Source organism: Streptomyces sp. SLBN-31 (genome assembly GCF_006715395.1).
GTDB lineage: Bacteria > Actinomycetota > Actinomycetes > Streptomycetales > Streptomycetaceae > Streptomyces.
This window is the reverse complement of the sequence record NZ_VFNC01000002.1, coordinates 3,269,322-3,285,266: the sequence shown is the minus strand read 5'-3', so window position 1 is coordinate 3,285,266 and position 15,945 is coordinate 3,269,322. Positions and strand designations below refer to the sequence as shown.

Annotated in this window: 21 protein-coding genes and 1 pseudogene; 18 read left to right on the top strand and 4 right to left on the bottom strand. The window is 69.8% G+C overall.

Annotated elements, in window-relative coordinates:
- Complete coding sequence (locus FBY22_RS34950; RefSeq protein ID WP_142151968.1) at window positions 1–489, top strand: ribose-5-phosphate isomerase; 489 nt, start codon at window positions 1–3, stop codon at window positions 487–489.
- Window positions 490–524: 35 nt separating this feature from the next.
- Entirely contained in the window at window positions 525–1,334 is an 810-nt protein-coding gene (locus FBY22_RS34945; protein WP_142151967.1) for an Fpg/Nei family DNA glycosylase, read from the top strand.
- Here FBY22_RS34945 and FBY22_RS34940 read toward each other — a convergent pair.
- Window positions 1,331–2,560 carry a GNAT family N-acetyltransferase gene (locus tag FBY22_RS34940; protein WP_142151966.1) on the bottom strand — a complete coding sequence of 410 codons (1,230 nt, stop codon included), beginning with the start codon at window positions 2,558–2,560 and terminating at the stop codon, window positions 1,331–1,333. The two genes, FBY22_RS34945 and FBY22_RS34940, sit on opposite strands and share 4 nt — an antisense overlap.
- Before the next feature lie 188 nt (window positions 2,561–2,748).
- Here FBY22_RS34940 and FBY22_RS34935 point away from each other — a divergent pair, with 188 nt between their 5' ends.
- Window positions 2,749–3,933 carry a PP2C family protein-serine/threonine phosphatase gene (locus FBY22_RS34935; RefSeq protein WP_142151965.1) on the top strand — a complete coding sequence of 395 codons (1,185 nt, stop codon included), beginning with the start codon at window positions 2,749–2,751 and terminating at the stop codon, window positions 3,931–3,933.
- A gap of 3 nt (window positions 3,934–3,936) precedes the next feature.
- Window positions 3,937–4,413, top strand: coding sequence for an HD domain-containing protein (locus FBY22_RS34930; RefSeq protein ID WP_142151964.1), 477 nt, complete (start codon window positions 3,937–3,939; stop codon window positions 4,411–4,413).
- Here the strand turns inward: FBY22_RS34930 and FBY22_RS34925 are convergent.
- Complete coding sequence (locus FBY22_RS34925) at window positions 4,403–5,521, bottom strand: acyltransferase family protein (protein ID WP_260845255.1); 1,119 nt, start codon at window positions 5,519–5,521, stop codon at window positions 4,403–4,405. The genes FBY22_RS34930 and FBY22_RS34925 overlap by 11 nt on opposite strands.
- Window positions 5,522–6,106: 585 nt before the next feature.
- On the opposite strand from FBY22_RS34925, the gene FBY22_RS34920 reads away from it, so the two are divergent.
- The gene (locus tag FBY22_RS34920) at window positions 6,107–6,301 is read left to right on the top strand and encodes a hypothetical protein (RefSeq protein WP_016435177.1); all 195 of its coding nucleotides are present in this window, start codon (window positions 6,107–6,109) and stop codon (window positions 6,299–6,301) included.
- 373 nt (window positions 6,302–6,674) lie between these two features.
- On the opposite strand, the gene FBY22_RS44610 is transcribed toward FBY22_RS34920, so the two are convergent.
- Together FBY22_RS44610 and gntH are read right to left on the bottom strand one after the other, a co-directional pair.
- The gene (locus tag FBY22_RS44610; protein ID WP_260845337.1) at window positions 6,675–7,007 is read right to left on the bottom strand and encodes a DUF6083 domain-containing protein; all 333 of its coding nucleotides are present in this window, start codon (window positions 7,005–7,007) and stop codon (window positions 6,675–6,677) included.
- Window positions 7,008–7,478: 471 nt separating this feature from the next.
- Window positions 7,479–8,612: a guanitoxin biosynthesis MBL fold metallo-hydrolase GntH gene (gene gntH / locus FBY22_RS34910; protein ID WP_142151962.1), complete on the bottom strand. Its 1,134-nt coding sequence runs from the start codon at window positions 8,610–8,612 to the stop codon at window positions 7,479–7,481.
- Window positions 8,613–8,792: 180 nt separating this feature from the next.
- On the opposite strand from gntH, the gene FBY22_RS45805 reads away from it, so the two are divergent.
- The 13 genes and pseudogenes from FBY22_RS45805 (at window position 8,793) to FBY22_RS45470 (ending at window position 15,878) form a co-directional block, all read left to right on the top strand.
- A complete protein-coding gene (locus FBY22_RS45805) occupies window positions 8,793–9,236 on the top strand; it encodes a UTRA domain-containing protein (protein ID WP_142151961.1) in 444 nt (147 codons plus the stop codon).
- A 174-nt stretch (window positions 9,237–9,410) separates the two neighbouring features.
- On the top strand, window positions 9,411–9,740 hold the full coding sequence (locus FBY22_RS34900; protein ID WP_142151960.1) for a hypothetical protein: 330 nt from the start codon (window positions 9,411–9,413) through the stop codon (window positions 9,738–9,740).
- Window positions 9,741–9,742: 2 nt separating this feature from the next.
- Entirely contained in the window at window positions 9,743–11,089 is a 1,347-nt protein-coding gene (locus tag FBY22_RS34895) for an FtsK/SpoIIIE domain-containing protein (RefSeq protein ID WP_142151959.1), read from the top strand.
- A gap of 82 nt (window positions 11,090–11,171) precedes the next feature.
- The gene (locus FBY22_RS44330) at window positions 11,172–11,345 is read left to right on the top strand and encodes a hypothetical protein (RefSeq protein ID WP_174267337.1); all 174 of its coding nucleotides are present in this window, start codon (window positions 11,172–11,174) and stop codon (window positions 11,343–11,345) included.
- Window positions 11,346–11,417: 72 nt separating this feature from the next.
- Window positions 11,418–12,047: a DUF2637 domain-containing protein gene (locus tag FBY22_RS34890; RefSeq protein WP_142151958.1), complete on the top strand. Its 630-nt coding sequence runs from the start codon at window positions 11,418–11,420 to the stop codon at window positions 12,045–12,047.
- A 19-nt stretch (window positions 12,048–12,066) separates the two neighbouring features.
- Window positions 12,067–12,252 (top strand): mobile element transfer protein, encoded by a 186-nt coding sequence (locus tag FBY22_RS34885; RefSeq protein ID WP_142151957.1) that lies wholly within the window; start codon window positions 12,067–12,069, stop codon window positions 12,250–12,252.
- Between the two features lie 16 nt (window positions 12,253–12,268).
- Window positions 12,269–12,637, top strand: coding sequence for a hypothetical protein (locus FBY22_RS34880; protein WP_260845253.1), 369 nt, complete (start codon window positions 12,269–12,271; stop codon window positions 12,635–12,637).
- Between the two features lie 93 nt (window positions 12,638–12,730).
- Window positions 12,731–12,910, top strand: coding sequence for a hypothetical protein (locus tag FBY22_RS34875; protein ID WP_142151956.1), 180 nt, complete (start codon window positions 12,731–12,733; stop codon window positions 12,908–12,910).
- On the top strand, window positions 12,910–13,116 hold the full coding sequence (locus FBY22_RS34870; protein ID WP_142151955.1) for a hypothetical protein: 207 nt from the start codon (window positions 12,910–12,912) through the stop codon (window positions 13,114–13,116). Before FBY22_RS34875 ends, FBY22_RS34870 begins: the two co-directional genes overlap by 1 nt.
- Before the next feature lie 4 nt (window positions 13,117–13,120).
- A pseudogene (repSA, locus tag FBY22_RS34865) lies at window positions 13,121–14,513 on the top strand (replication initiator protein RepSA).
- Window positions 14,510–14,734, top strand: coding sequence for an excisionase family DNA-binding protein (locus FBY22_RS34860; protein ID WP_142151954.1), 225 nt, complete (start codon window positions 14,510–14,512; stop codon window positions 14,732–14,734). Before repSA ends, FBY22_RS34860 begins: the two are co-directional and overlap by 4 nt.
- Window positions 14,734–15,393, top strand: a complete 660-nt coding sequence (locus tag FBY22_RS45475) for a hypothetical protein (RefSeq protein ID WP_260845348.1) — start codon at window positions 14,734–14,736, stop codon at window positions 15,391–15,393. Before FBY22_RS34860 ends, FBY22_RS45475 begins: the two co-directional genes overlap by 1 nt.
- A complete protein-coding gene (locus tag FBY22_RS45470; protein WP_260845336.1) occupies window positions 15,306–15,878 on the top strand; it encodes a site-specific integrase in 573 nt (190 codons plus the stop codon). Before FBY22_RS45475 ends, FBY22_RS45470 begins: the two co-directional genes overlap by 88 nt.
- Window positions 15,879–15,945: the final 67 nt, after the last annotated feature.

The following is a 15,945-nucleotide window of genomic DNA, read 5'->3' as shown; positions in this document are numbered from 1 at the left end:
ATGCGCGTGTATCTCGGCTCCGACCATGCCGGCTTCGAACTCAAGAACCACCTCGTCGAGTGGTTGAAGGCGGCCGGCCACGACCCCGTCGACTGCGGCCCGCACATCTACGACGCCCAGGACGACTACCCGCCCTTCTGCCTGCGTGCCGCCGAACGGACGGCCGCGGACCCCGACTCCCTCGGCATCGTGATCGGCGGCTCCGGCAACGGCGAGCAGATCGCCGCCAACAAGGTGAAGGGCGTGCGCGCGGCGCTCGCCTGGAGCGAGGAGACCGCCTCGCTCGGCCGCCAGCACAACAACGCCAACGTCGTCGCGGTGGGCGCGCGCATGCACACGGCCGAGGAGGCGACGAAGTTCGTCGAGACCTTCCTGGGCACCCCGTTCTCCGGTGACGAGCGCCACATCCGCCGCATCGACATGCTCGCGGACTACGAGACGACGGGCGACCTGCCCCCGATCCCGGCGCACCACCCGCAGCAGGACTGACGCCCCGCGAAAGGGGCCGGAAAGGAACGGGCACCGTGCCAGAGGGGCACAGGATCCACCGGCTGGCGTCCGACTACGCCGACCGCTTCTCCGGCACGGCGCCGCGCGTCACCAGCCCCCAGGGCAAGTTCTCCGACGCCGCCGCACTGCTCGACGGCGCCCGGCTCACCCGTACGGAAGCCCACGGAAAGCACCTCTTCCTGGGCTTCCGTGACGGCGACTGGGTCCACATCCACCTCGGCCTCTTCGGCAAGGTGACCTTCGGCGACGCCCCGGCGCCCCCGCCGACCGACACAGTCCGGCTGCGCCTGGCGAACGCCGCCTCCTACGTCGACCTGCGCGGCCCGACGACCTGCGCGCTCGTCACGGACGCCGAGAAACGGGCGATACACGCCCGCCTCGGCCCCGACCCGCTGCGCGCCGACGCCGACCCGCGGCCGGCGTACCGGCGGATCTCCCGCAGCCGTACGACGATCGCCGCACTGCTGATGGACCAGAAGGTGATCGCCGGCGTCGGCAACGTCTACCGCGCCGAGGTCCTCTTCCGGCACGGCATCGACCCCTACCGGGCGGGCAAGGACATCACCCCGGCCGAGTGGGACGCGATCTGGGCCGACCTCGTCGCGCTGATGCGCGAGGGCGTGCGCGACAACCGCATCGACACCGTCCGCCCCGAACACACCCCGGAGGCCATGGGCCGCCCGCCGCGTGTCGACGACCACGGCGGCGAGGTCTACGTCTACCGCCGGGCCAACCTGCCCTGCCACATCTGCGGCGCCGAGATCCGCACCGCCGACCTCGCCGCCCGCAACCTCTTCTGGTGCCCCACCTGCCAGCGGACCTAGAAGCCGTGCGGCAGCCACGGGGCCGGCGTCGAAGCGAAGGCCAGTGACGCCTCCGCCAGCGCGCCCTGGCGCAGCTCCCGCACCCGCCCGGCCGCGGCGAGCGCCTCCAGGGTGACGCCGCCGAGGTAAGCCGACCCCAACTCCCGCACCGACAGGGCGAGATCGGGAGCGTCCTCGGTGCGGGCGCAGGAGGCGCCCTTCGGGTCGCCGGTCAGCCGCCAACGGCCCTCGTTCCAGGGGCAGAAGGCGTCCTCGACCGCCAGTACCACGTCCACCGGCGCCTGGTAGGTCCGCGCCTGAAGCCCCGCGCCGACGTCCACCAGCCGTACGTGCAGGGAGTCCCGCACCCGCAGCGAGCACCGCCGGATGTCGGAGACCAGGTGCTGCCAGGCCTCGTCCAGCGGGCGGCCCCGGGCGTTCACCTTCGACGTGAGGTCGATGTCGAACAGGAACCGCCACAGCGCCGCGTGCGCCGCCGGGTCCAGCGCCTCCAGGTCCCGCACCAGCACGCTGCCGTTGGGGCCCGTCGGCTCCCAGTCCGGCTTGACCCGGAACCGGGTGTACCCGACGACCTCGCCGTCCCGCTCCGCCAGCACGCACTGCATCGGCGACCCGCCGTCCCGGTCGCTCGCCGGGTCCAGCACCCCGAGCCACTCCCAGCCGGCGCCGCGCACCAGCATCCCCGGCCGCCGCGGCACGAGCCGGGCGTACACCGCCTCGCAGACGTCGAGCACCTCCTCGGGCCGCGCGTACCGCAGTCGTACGTCGTCGGTGCCGGGCGGCGCTGACAGCCGGACGCGGGTCGTGTCGATCTCGGCGTTCACGTGGAAGGTCGCGGTCCCGTACCCGAAGCGCCCGTAGATCGCGGGCTCGGAGGCCGTCAGCACGGCCAGCGGCTCGCCCCAGGACCGAACGTCGTCCAACTGGCGCCGCATCATGGCCGTCAGGATGCCCCGCCGCCGGTGCGTGGCGGCCACGGACACCATGGTGACGCCGGCGACCGGCACCGCGGCACCGCCGGGCACGGTCAGCCGGAAGGCGAACGCTCCGGCCGTCCCGACGCACGCCGCACCGTCCCAGACGCCCACGCACCGCTCCGGCTCGGTGAGCTCGCGCCACAGCGCGCGCTCCTCGTCCGACTCCGGAACCCCGCCGAAGGCGCGGATCAGGTTGTCGTACCACTCGTCCCACTCGTCCTGGCGCAGCACGCGCACATCGGTCCCCATGAACCATGCCTATCAGGACGGCCCGAGAGGAGCGAGGGAATTTGCGGCGCAGGTCGAAAGGCTCAACGGGCCCGTACAAACCGGTCTATTCGCGGCCTTCACGGTGACTGTGAAGTTCAACCTCGGATGGGGGACAAGTCGTACCTCCTGTGCCAAGTGACGGGTCCGACGGATAAGGTCCCGAACTAATGGCAGCAGGACGAGAGCGGCGCGCGGAAGCCGAGACGTTCACGGCCCGGTTGAAGATGCAGTGGCACCGGGCCCGGGTCGGCGTGCGCAGAAGCGCCGTCGACTATTTCCGCGGGGACGGCTCGGAGTGGATCGCGCTGGGCCTGCTGCTGTTCACCATCCCGGTCATCGCGGCCGTGACCCTGGCCAACTCGGTGTGGTGCTCCCCGGCCCTGCTGGTCGTCCCGATCGTCGCGGGCGGCCTGCTGCTGCGTCCGGCCAGCCTGCTCGGCCTGTACGCGGCTGCGGCCACGGCGCTGATCGTGGAGTCGGTGAAGCTGGGCCCCTACACGGAGGGGCCCTCGCGCGTCACCCCGGGCGTGGTCCTCGTGGTCGCCGCCTGTGGGTTCTTCGGCCTGCTGGTGGCCCAGTTCCGCAGCCGGGTCGGGGTGCCGTGGCGGCGCGGCGGCACCATGCTCTTCGACCTGCGCGAACGCATCCGCGTCCAGAGCAAACTGCCCAAACTGCCCGACGGCTGGCACCGCGAGATGGCGCTGCGCCCGGCCGGCGGCCAGTCCTTCTCGGGCGACTTCGTGGTCGCGGCCCGGACGAACGGCGGCCGCACCCTGGAGGTCGTCCTGACGGACGTGTCCGGCAAGGGCATGGACGCCGGTTCGCGCGCGCTGCTGCTGTCGGGCGCCTTCGGCGGTCTGCTGGGCTCCCTCCCGCCGCACGCCTTCCTCCCGGCCGCGAACGGCTACCTGCTGCGCCAGGACTGGGACGAGGGCTTCGCGACCTCGATCCACCTCGTGCTGGACCTCGACTCCGGCGACTACGAGCTCTACTCCGCCGGCCACCCACCGGGCCTGCAGCTCAGCGCGGGCAGCGGCCGCTGGGAGGAGAAGGCGGCCGAGGGACCGCTGCTGGGCGTGTACGACGGCGCGCAGTTCGACCCCGTGAAGGGATCGCTGCGCCCCGGAGACGTGTTGATGCTGTTCACGGACGGCCTGGTGGAGACCTCCGACCGGGACATCGTCGAGGGCATCGACCGGCTGACCGGGGAGGCCGACCGGTATGTCGCGGGCGGTTTTCACGGCGCGGCCTGGCATCTGATCGAGGCGGTGGCCAAGGACGTCAACGACGACCGGGCCCTGCTGCTGATCTGCCGCGAGGGCCCGACGGCCGTACAGCCCAGGCCGGCGTAGCCGATGACACTGTCGTTGCTCGAGGTCGAGAAGATCGCGCGCTGGGCGCACGCCACCCAGACCGACAAGCAGGGCCGCCCCTACGTCGAGCACCTCGTCGCCGTCGTGGCCGGCGTGCGGGCCTGCGCCGGGGACGAGGACCAGCTGAAGGCGGCCTGGCTGCACGACGCCGTCGAGGACACGCCGCTGACCGAGCGGTGGCTGCGCGGACTCGAACTGAGCCCGCGTGCGCAGGACATCGTGCTCGCGCTCACCAAGCGGGACGGCGAGCCGGCACGGGAATACGCCGACCGGATCCTGGCCACCCCCGGCGCGCTGCTGGTGAAGGCCGCGGACATCGCCCACAACGCCGACCCGGCACGCATCGAGGGCGTCGAGGACGAGGCCACCCGCACACGGCTGACCGAGAAGTACGCCGGCATGCGCGCACTTCTCGGTCTGGACGCCTCGGCGCCCTGCTGGGGCGTGGCTAGGCGTTGACCTTCTCGCGCGGGGCGTTGACCCGGCCGCGCGCCGCCTCGACGGAGTCCGGCCGGAAGGCCCACTTCATCTCGGGTTCCATCGCGAACCGGAACACCCGCTGCACCGGCCGGGTGCACAGCACGGTGACGACGGCGGCAGCGGCGAGCGTCACGAGGATCTCGCCGAGCGGCCGGCGCATCCACCCGTAGTCGAACCAGCCGTAGAAGTCACCGGCCTTGACCACGAAACCGTGCAGCAGATAGCCGTACAGCGTGCCCGCGCCGAGTGCCGTGAACCACATCCGCCGACGCGGCACCCAGGCGAAGAAGCAGGCGGTCAGCAGCAGCGAGCAGCCGAACAGCGCCAGCGTCATCACCGGGCCGGACCACCAGGGCGCGTCCAGGTTCTGCGCGGCGTCGCGGTGGTAGAACCATGCGGTGTCCATCCGCGGCACCGCCCACCAGCCGACGGCCAGCGCGGCCGCGAAGACCGGCGCGGACAGCATCCGCACCCGGCGGGTGCGCACCCTCTGGAAGTGCTCCGGCTTCATGCACAGACCCAGCACGAAGTACGGCAGGAACTGCAGCACCCGCTGCAGGTCGAGGTCGTCGCCGATGTCCGGGGAGACGGACGCCAGCATGGCGACGGCGAGCGCGAGGGGCAGCGGCCGGCGGACGGTCTTCCACAGCGGGGTCGTCAGCCGCCAGATGAACAGCGCGATCAGGAACCAGGTGAGGTACCAGGGGTCGAGCAGGCTGATGTCCATGCTCGGGTCGTGGTCGCCGTAGCGCTTGAACAGGGAGTACGCCGTCTCGAACAGGACGTAGGGCACCAGGACGCCGGTGACCAGCCGTCGGAGGCGGTCGGGGCGCATGTCGAAACTGCGCGAGAAGAAGCCGGAGATGATGATGAACGCCGGCATGTGGAAGGCGTAGACGACGGTGTACACGGCCTCCAGGACGCGGCTGTCGCCCTTCAGCGGCTCCCAGGAGTGGCCCATGGCCACCAGCACGATCGCCAGGTACTTGGCGTTGTCGAAGAAGGCGTCGCGCTGCTTGCCGGGACCGGCCGGTCGTCCCTGGGCCGCACGCGCCTGCTGACTCTGCGGTGAACGCGGACTCGGCACTCCGGACGCCGGCGACTGTGCCGGAGGGAGCGGCGTTCTGTGCTGACCGGGGGACGAGGCGGCGTGAAACATCTGAGGCACCCTAGCGTTGTCTGTGGCTTTTCGTGAAACCGTCCATGTCATTCCTGCTTATGTGCTTCGTGTGCCCCGAAATTGCGAGGAGTTGACCTCGCGGTTCGTCCCGGCAAAGAGGCATGAAGGGGACATTCCTGCCGAGTCGCTCGCTGGACTTATGGGTGGCTTAGTCCGGATGAATCCCGACAACTGGGTCGGCTGTCCGCCCGCTTTGATGTGCCCGTGGCGACAATTCGAAATAACTGCGAACGCGTTGTGTGGACATGGAAACGATCCCGCCGAATTACTCGGGCGGGTGGGTCCTCGAATTGCCGTGCGGACAGCCGGTGTTGGGACCCACGGTGCCCGTGTGGCCGTATGGTTCAGGCAAACGTGTGACACAGGTGCCGCGCCGATGTCCCACCAGCCGCATACGCAGGCCCTGTTGGTGGCACGATGGTTCTGGCGGGGGTGCGCGGGGACGCGCCCCCGGGCCGGGAGAGCGGACCGACCAAGGGTGTGTGATCAGTTGTGGCCATTTCACTGTCAGTGGTGCTGCTGTTGGCGATCATCCTGGTGGTCCTGATCCGGGGTGGATCGATCAAGGCCGGACCCGCCATCGTCGCGGTGCTCTTCGGCTTCTTCCTCGCGTCGACCGGCATGGCCCCGTCGATCAACCGCTTCCTGAACTCGATAGCGGAAACGATCAACTCGATCAGCTTCTGACCCCGGGCCTCGCCGGCCGCCCACGCTTCGCGTACCCGGCGGCGGCCCCGTCATGTCCGCCCACGCGCCCGCCGCCGCCTCGGCTGGGGCGACGCGATCCGGCACCGGCAGGGACACGCGCGCCGCGGAAAACACTCGGGGCCGGACCGGAGGATCATCCTCCGGTCCGGCCCCGGGCCGTATGGAGCGGGCGACGGGAATCGAACCCGCGTAGCCAGTTTGGAAGATCGCGTATGCGGATCCGGGCTGACCTGGCGAGACCCTGACCTGCGGGTCCTGGCGCTGCTCGCCGAGGTTCCCCGGTGTTCCCCGCTGGATGCTGCTCGACCGGGCACGCTGGGGGCACGCCTACGTCTCGCGTACGGGCTGCGCTCTACGGCCCATCCCGATCGGGGACGCACATCATGCGGTGAGCCGGCACGACGGGTTCGCTGGGCAGGGGATCGACTCCACGGACCTGTACAACCACGGTATCGGTCGCGATGCGGGATCGGGTCGGGAGTGGCGTCAAACGCCAGCGGAAGGCCTCTGGGACGTCCTTGGCGGGCAGTTCTACCGTGGCCAGGCTGACCCACCGATCGTAGTTGGTGGGATATACGCGGATGAGTGCTCCACATCTGGGGCAAATAGGCGACTCGATCCAAGACACGTCGTCGGGGTCGGGATCGGGCCTCGGGGCGGCTGTGGCTCCGTCGACTTCGGCCATCTCGTTGGCGAGCCTGTTCCAGCAGTCATCACAGAGCTTGGCCATTAGGTCGATGCGCCCTCGTTCGCACACGGTCGGGCTTGCGCTACCGCAGCGATCACATACGAACTGGTCCTGATCGGATAAAACCCCCATGTATTGAAGTGTGGTTCATTCTGACCGGATGCCAGTAGGGCGCGATTTGGCCTTGTTCAACGGTCATGTAGTCGCGCCCTGCTGGCCGTTGCCGACTGGTCTCATCCTCGTCAGGTCGATCACCGTGAACCCTCGCCCCTGGACGTCGGCCGCTACGCGGCGCAGCTGCGGTCGCCAGGGTCCACTGTGATGCGCGTGCGTTCGCCGCTGTTGGTGGCAGGCGCTGATGTCAGACATCAGCGGGCCGCTTGACAGCCGTAGCAGCAAGCTCGCCCGTGCGAACCACGTCCTTATCCGACTGGTCGGCATCATCCGTCTGGCCGGCCTCCCCAGTGGTCAGGACAGGAGGGCCTCGTTCCACCACCCGGGTGGGGGGTGCGCCGGGCCGGGCCGTGCGGGGCGCTGGGAGGGGCCGGTGACCGGCCAGGGCATGGGCGCGGACCTGCCCTGACGCGTTACGACGGCGTCTTTCGTGATGTTGAAGACGGTGAGATCCTGCGAGGCTGTGACCGGGCCGTCGTATTCGCGGCGCATCTCTTGGAACACCGGTCCGACCGTTTCGTGGTCGAGCGCGAGGTGCCAGAAAGACGACATCCGCGCGCCCACGCGCTTGAAGACCCGCCCTGCCATGGTCGGGCTCGTGTGCGCCTGGTCGATGATCTTCGATGCGACATCCAGGGGCATGCCCGCCTTAGCCGCGAAGGTACGCGCGGCGGGGAACGTCTCGTGGATCAGCAGATCGGCGCCGGCGGCGGCGTCCACCAGGGTGCGGCACGGCCTGGTGTCGCCGGAAAAGACCACGCTGAGTCCCGCGAAGTCGATGCGGTAGCCGACCGCCCCGTTCAGGATGTGGATCACGGGGAACGAGGTGACGGTGACCCCGTTGCGCTCGTAGACGACCGCCTGCGCGTCGTAGGGAACCTCGGTAGTCAGGGTCCGCGCGCCGCCCTGACGCGGGTCGCCCGCCAAGGACTCGGTGTCCCAGGCGAACGCCGCAGCGAGGTTCTCGGTGAAGGCGCGGGTTCCGAGAGGTTCGTACTCGCTGGCCGGGCCCCACACCTCGACCGGGTCACGTCGGCCGCCCTTGGCCAGGCACCACAGCAGGGTGGGGAGGTCGCCGACGTGGTCCGCGTGTAGGTGCGACAGGAACAACTTCGTCGCAGCCGTGACGGGCAGGCCCAGGCCGTTGAAGTTCGCGACCGCCCCCGACCCGATGTCGAGGAAGAAGAAGTCGTGTTCTTGGTTGCCCACCTCGACCAGAACCGAGGCGGCCGCCTGGCTGCGGCGGACGAACGGGTCGCCGCTGCCCAGGACGGTCACCCGCATCTCGCCGGTTTCCAGAGGCTCCGTCCCGGGCTCGAACACTTCCCCATAGGTCCGATCGGGAGTCCCGACCACGGGAGCCGCGGTGAGGGGAAGCCTGCCGCCCTCGTAGGCCAACTGCGTGAGCTCTGACACCTCACTGCTCATGGCTGTCCCGCTCCTCGGAAGCTTGACGTGGCCTAACCGCAGCTCGCCTCGTGGCAAAGACGGCTGTACTCCACATCGTGGCACCGTGCGTTTAGATCGGCACCTTGAAGAACCACCTCCCCGACTTGCAGAAACTCCGAGCCGAAGCCTTCGGTCAAGGCGGATCCACAGTGTGACCGCATGCAAGTGCGGATGCGGTCCCGGCTGCACCGGCCGACGACCTCGACCACCACCTACCTCTGCTCCCATCCCGTCCGCCGTCGACCCACACACCGTGGAGCGGGCGTGGTTCAGGGCGTCCAGGTGGAGCGCGCCACTGTACGAACGACCTGGACGCCCTGGGCCGCGTCTGCTCGGCTCTGCCTGGGTCAACGGTGGTCGGGATGGGAGCACCCCGCGCACGCCACTACGGACCCGCGGTCGGCGACGGCGCCGCCTCCATCCCGGTGCCGGCCGGGCCGCATGCCCAGCTCTGCGGAGTCCGAAGGATTGTCGATCCTTCCTGGCACGCCCGTGATCGAGATCTGCCGCACGGCATACACCGCGGACGGTAGGCCAGTTGAGCTCAATCAGATGTTGCTCGACGCTGGCGCCTACGCACTCCGCTACACGTTCGGTAGTTGACGTACCGTCAGAAAATAAGTCGCAGGACGAAAGGCCCACTTCGGTGGGCCTTTTTGCTGTGCCCGCATGGGGTGGCGAGGCGGAACCTGTCGACCTCCCTAGGGAGGTTGCGATTCAACCTCCCTAGGGAGGTTGATTCCACTCCCGTTCTCGCCTCTGTGAGGAGTGCTTTCCGTGCCGTCCTTCAAGATCGATCTTTCGACTGCTGTGGTGTTCGTGGCGACCGCGCCGACGCCGAAGCTGGCCAACAAGCAGACCGGGGAACGGGCCATGGACCGGGAGACCGGTGCGGGCCTGTCGACGGTGGGCCTGCTGATCTCGGACGAGGGAGAGGGCAACCTCTACCAGGTCACCGTGCCCGAGACCGGTATCCCCGAGGGCCTGATGCCGGGTATGCCGGTGCGGGTGGTCGGGCTCAAGGCCCGTGACTGGGAGAACGAGTTCAACGGCCAGAAGCGGCACGGGATCTCCTTCCGTGCGGTCGCCGTAACGGCGGGGGTCTGACCATGACCGACCTGGCGACCTGGCTGGAGGCCGGGGGACTGGCGGCCGGCGCCGGTGGCATCGGCTACGCCAAGCACCGCGCCCCGCGCGTGTACTGGTCGCTGGTGGGCCTGCCGGTCACCTGGGGCCGGTTCACCTGGACCTACCGCGACACGATGGAGGTGTGCGGGCTGACGGTCCAGCCGTCCGGCTTCCATGCCTTCGTCAAGCGCAACCTGGCCCACAGTGAGGTCCGACCGGTGCCGCCGAAGGTGCGCCGAGTCCGTGGGACCTCGACCGGCCTGCGGGTCACTCTGCGACTGCCGGCCGGTCTGGAGCCCGCCGACCTCGCCGCCTCCTGCGAGCGCCTGCGCCATGCGTGGGGTGTGCGGTCGGTGACCGTGGCGGAGACCAAGCCCGGTTACGTCGAACTGCGCATGACCGGCTGGGACGTCCTGAACCGGGTCACCCTGCCGCGCAAGGCCCGGCCCCGGGACCTGGTCGTCCCGGTGGCGCTGCGGGAGGACGGTTCGGTGTTCGAGCGGGACTACCGCGCGGTGCCGCACGCTCTGACGCTGGGCGCGAATCAGTCCGGCAAGTCGGTGTATCAGCGCAACCTGATCAACGGGCTTGCACAGCTGCCGGTTGGGCTGATCGGCATCGACTGCAAGCGGGGGGTGGAACACGGCCGGTACGCGTCGCGCCTGTCGGCGCTGGCCACCGATCTGCCCTCGGCCGGTCGCCTGATCGACGCCCTGGTCGCGGAGATGGAAGAGCGCTTCGACCTCCTCGCCCTCTACGGCGTCTCGGACCTGTGGGAACTGCCCGATCAGGTCCGGCCGGTGCCGCTGGTGGTGCTGATCGACGAGGTCGCCGAACTCTTCTTCGTGCTCTCCAAGAAGGACGAGCCGGAGCGGGACCGGGTGGTCATGCAACTGGTCCGCCTGGGGCAGATGGCCCGCGCGATCGGCATCTATCTGGAGGTGTGCGGCCAGCGCTTCGGGTCGGACCAGGGCAAGGGTGCCACGGCCGTGCGTGCCCAGCTCACCGGCCGGGTCGTGCATCGGGTGAACGACAAGGCCAGTGCGGATATGGGCCTGGGGGACATCTCCCCGGATGCGGTCGTGGCCGCTACTGCAATCCCGGCCGATCGTCCCGGCCTCGCGGTGGCCGGTGACACCTCGGGCGGTTGGTCGCGCATCCGCACCCCGGAGATCAGCGCAGAAGAAGCGGCGGCCGTGTGCCGCGAGTTCGCCCACCTCACTCCGGAACTGCCGTTCCTGGCACCGTTCCGCCCGGTCGGCTCGGGGATCGTCCCGCCGATGCCGGCGACTCCGCCGAGGGTCCAGCCCCGGCCCGTCACCGAGTAACACCCTCCGCCCCACGGTCGGCGTGACCGCCTCGCGCCAGGCCCCTACCCGAGCCATGCCGAAAACCGAACGGAGATCGCTCATGGCGCGCAAACCCACCAAGCCCCGGCCGGTGAAGTGCCCGGACTGCGACGGCAACGGCGAGATCACCCAAGCCGTCCGCGTCGGCACCCGCAACGGCCGCCTCACCGACCACCGGCAGACCGGGCTGTGCCTGACCTGCCTGGGCGCCGGTGAGATCCCCGCCGACACCTGACCGCCCAGGGCGGGGCGGCTCGACGTTCCCCTCCCCGCCCCGGCCCGATCCCTGCGAAGGAGGTGAAGAGTCGTGACCCGCTCGATCCGCCCGGACGCCGTCCTCGTACAAGCCGTGATCGCCGGTGCGCTGTCCTTCGCCCACCTGCACGACCTCGCCCAAGCGGCCGGACAGACCGGCTGGAAAGCCTGGGCCTACCCCATCTCGGTCGACCTGCTGATGGTCGCCGCCTGGCGTCGCCTGCGGGCCCAGCGTTCCCGGCTGGCCTGGTGCTGGTTCCTGGTCGCCCTGGTCGCCTCGCTCGGCGCCAACGTCACCACGGCCGGCTTCCTCGACCTCGACCACCCGCCCGCCCTGCTCCGCCTCGGCGTCGCCGGCTGGCCCGCGCTGGCCTTCCTCGGCGGCACCCTGCTCGCCCACGCACCCAACGCCCCGGCTCCGGAGCCCGTGCCTGAGTCGGCGCCGGTCGTCGACCACCCCGAACCGCCCGCCCCGGCCCCGGAGATCACCGAACCGGAGCCCGCCCCGGCCCTGCCCGCGGCGACTGTCCCGTCCGTGCCTCCGGCTCTCATCGACCACGCCCGGAAGGTCGCCACCGACCACCGCACCCGCACCGGAACCGAGATCGACACCGCGACCCTGCGCACCCGCCTCGGGGTCCCGGAAGACCTCGCCGGCGCCATCGCCGCCCAACTCGCCTGACAAGCAAGGAGGTTCAACCGTGCGTCCGAACCGCTTCTACAACGTGATCCGTATCGGCCCGGTCAAGGTCGGCACGTTCAACAACGGCCGTGGCCAAACCAAGCACACCGCCGCCTGCACCGCACCCAACTGCGGCTTCTCCACCGAGCACGGCGACCGCTCGGCCGCCGAACTCGCCGCCCGCACCCACCGCTGCACCGCCTGACAGGGAGGGCCGAAGCGTGCAGTTACCCGAAGACCAGATGCGCGCCGGGCACATCCCGGCCGAGATCTACCGGCAACTTCCCGACGGCACCGACGTCCACAAGGTCGTGATCGTCCAGGAAGCCCCGCGCTCCTACAAGGGCCCGATCGTCTTGGCCCTGGTCATCACTGCCGGCGCCGTGACCGTGCTGCTCGTGCTCGCCTTCGTCGTCCAGGTCATCGCCGCCGCTGCTGTCGGTGTCCTCTCCGCGTCGGGCGGGATCAGCTACACGCTCCACCACGGCAAGCACAAGGAGTTATCCCGCGCGGGCACCCTCCGGCGCTCCCGCCCGCCGCGCACGAAGCGCGCCCGGCCCGTCCGGTCCGCGCACCGCTACCGCAAGTAGCGCCCTCCGGGGCGGCCTCAACCGCCAAGTTTCCGCCGCCCCGGACGGCTCCACCACTTCCCGATCTTTCGATCCGAAAGGGCTTCACTCATCATGCCTGTCCGCATCTCCAAGCGCCCGGTCTGCCACCACTGCGACGGCTTCCCCGTCGTCGCCATCACCACCGGCAGCCGGCACCGCGACGGCTCCCGCGCGATCCTCCACGTTGTCTGCCCCTGCTGCGACGGCACCGGCCGCGCCCTGGCCGCGCGCAAGCAGGAGGTGAGCATCTGATGCCCCGCCGCTGGAGCCTCGGCGTCGACCGCACCCACTACGAGGGCATCGACGGCGACTACGACCGACTGAAGAAGACCGTCAAGGCCCACAACCGCCACGACAGCGGCAACCTGCCGATGAATGGCGGTCGGCCCTCCAAGGACCAGTCCGGCCCGTCCAGCAACACTGCCAGCACTCCGCAGAAGCGTCGTTGGGGCCGGTGATCACGTGACCGACGCCGCCACCCTGGCGGGCCTCGATGCGGCCACCCTCAGCGACGTGCTGAGGGTGGCCAATCGGGCCGACTTCGACCGCTGGCAAGAACAGATCCGCCGCACCGGCGGCTGCTCCGACCCGATCCGGCTGATCGGCGCCACCAAGACGATCGACCCCGCCACGAAGACCGTGCTCCACGCATACACGACCGAGACCGAGCCCGGCGGCATGCTGCGGATCGCGTGCGGCAACCGGCGGGCCTCCCGCTGCCCGGCCTGCGCCTGGACCTACGCCGGCGACACCTACCACCTCATCCGCGCCGGTCTGGTCGGCGACCCGGACAAGGGCACCCCGCGCACCATTCGGGATCACCCGCGGGTCTTCGCTACCCTCACCGCCCCGAGCTTCGGCCCGGTCCACAACCGGCCCGGCAACCGGCCCTGCCGCTGCGGCATCCGCCACGGCGAGGACGCTCCCGAACTCGGCACACCGCTCAATCCCGACACGTACGACTACGCAGGCGCGGTGCTGTGGAACAACCACGCCTCCGAACTGTGGCGCTACTTCACGATCTACCTGCGCCGCGAGATCGCCAAGCGGGCCGGACTCACCCAGAAGGCCGCCCGCGAACAGTCGAGGGTCTCCTTCGGCAAGGTCGCCGAGTACCAAAAGCGCGGGGCCGTGCACTTCCACGCCGTGATCCGCTTCGACGGCCCCGACGGGCCCGACGATCCGCCCGGCCTGGGCCACCCTCGATCTCCTCACCGACGCCATCCACGCCGCTGCCGCCCGCGTCGCGGTCGACATCGACCCGGCCGGGGACCAGCCGGCGCGCACCCTGCGCTGGGGCGCACAGCTCGACGTCCAGCCGATTGGCGCCTTCGGCCACGGCGAGGAGATCACCGAACGGGCCGTGGCCTCCTACGTCGCCAAGTACGCCACCAAAGCGGCCGAGACCACCGGCACGGTCGACCGACGGATCGGCAACAAGGAGGCCCTGGTCCTCCTCGACGTGCCCGACCACCCGGCCCGGCTCATCGCGGCCTGCCTCGACCTCCACCCGCTCTACCCGGACCGCAAGCTGCGCGACTGGGCCCACATGCTCGGCTTCCGCGGCCACTTCTCCACCAAGTCCCGTCGCTACTCCACCACCCTCGGCGCCCTGCGCCAGGTCCGTGCCGACTACCGCGCCGCCCAGCAACGCGCCGCGCTCGGCCTGCCCGACCCTGACGACGCCCCGGAGGCGACCACGCTCACCCTCGCCCACTGGGCCTACGCCGGCCACGGCCACACCCCCGGCGAATCCTGGCTCGCCGCCAACATCCGCCGCGACATCCAGCACAACCGCGACACCGCACGTGAAGAGCTACCCGCCCTGCTTGACCTGGAAGGAGCCGCAGTATGAGTGATCGCCTTCTGTCGGTGGCGGAAGTCGCCGTAAAGCTCGGGACCTGGGAAGAGAGCGGGGAGCGTTTCCCCCGCCGTCTGGTTGAAGAGCGCCGGATCGCCTACGTCAAGGTGGGCCGGTATGTCCGGATCAAGGAAAGCGTCGTTGACGCGTACATCGAGGCCAACACGGTGCAGCCGCGCCGCCGTAGTTCCGGCCGGTGGGCGGTGGCTGCCTGATGGCCAGCAAGCGTCGTCCCTTCGGCCGCGTCCGCAAGCTTCCGTCCGGTCGGTTCCAGGCTCGCTACCGGGGTCCTGACGGGGTCGACCGCCCCGCTCCGGAGACGTTCCGCACGAAGCGCGATGCGGATGACTGGCTGGCCGACAAGCAGTCCGAACTGCGACAGGGAGACTGGCGCGACCCTGACGCGGGCAAGGTGCCCTTCGGTGATTACGCGGCAGCCTGGGTTCGGGAACGGCCGTTGGCGCCCCGGACGGCTGAGCTGTACGCCTCGCTGCTGCGGCTGCACATGGCGCCCACCTTCGGCCCTATGGCACTCGCCGCCATCACCCCCGCTGCCGTGCGGAGTTGGCGTCGTGCTCGCCTCGACGCTGGGGTCGGTCCGTCCACGGTCGCGAAGGCGTACGCCCTCCTTCGGACGATCATGGGTACTGCCGTCCAGGATGAGCTGATCCGCCGCAACCCGTGCCAGATCAGGAACGGCGGTGCGGTGGTCACCCCAGAGCGGCCGACCGCGACCATCCCCGAGGTCTTCGGATCGCCGACAAAATCCAGCCGCGCTACAAGGCGTTGGTCCTGCTCGCCGCCTTCTGCGGACTTCGTTGGGGTGAACTGGTGGCCCTGCATCGGTCGGACGTTGACCTTGACCACGGCATGATCCGAGTTCGGGGCGCGGTCTCCGAGCTGACCAGCGGCAAGCGGGTCTACAAGGCGCCCAAGAGTGCGGCCGGCAAGCGGCTGGTTGCGGTCCCGTCCTCGGTACTGCCCGTCCTCGATGAGCACATGAAGGTGTACGCCGAATCCGGCTCGGACGGTCGTGTGTTCATCGGAGCCAAGAAGGCCACACCGCGTCGGAATCACTTCAACCGGCTGTGGCATAAGGCATGCGCCGATGCTGGGGTGAAGGGTCTGAGATTCCATGATCTTCGGCACACCGGCAACACCCTCGCGTCGCGGACGAACGCAAGTACCAAGGAATTGATGACCCGTCTGGGGCACAGCACGGCTCGCGCGGCGTTGATCTACCGGCACGCGAACTTCGATCGGGAACGTGAGATCGCCGATGCCGTTGACGGCATGATCGTGAAGGCGTTCAAGGGCGGTTCCGACCGGAACGGGCACGCGGGGGGCACGCGGGACTGATCTCGCACCAAATGACTGAGGCCCAGGCGGGTAGTAAATTTACTACCTGACCTGGGCCTCGGCCGTG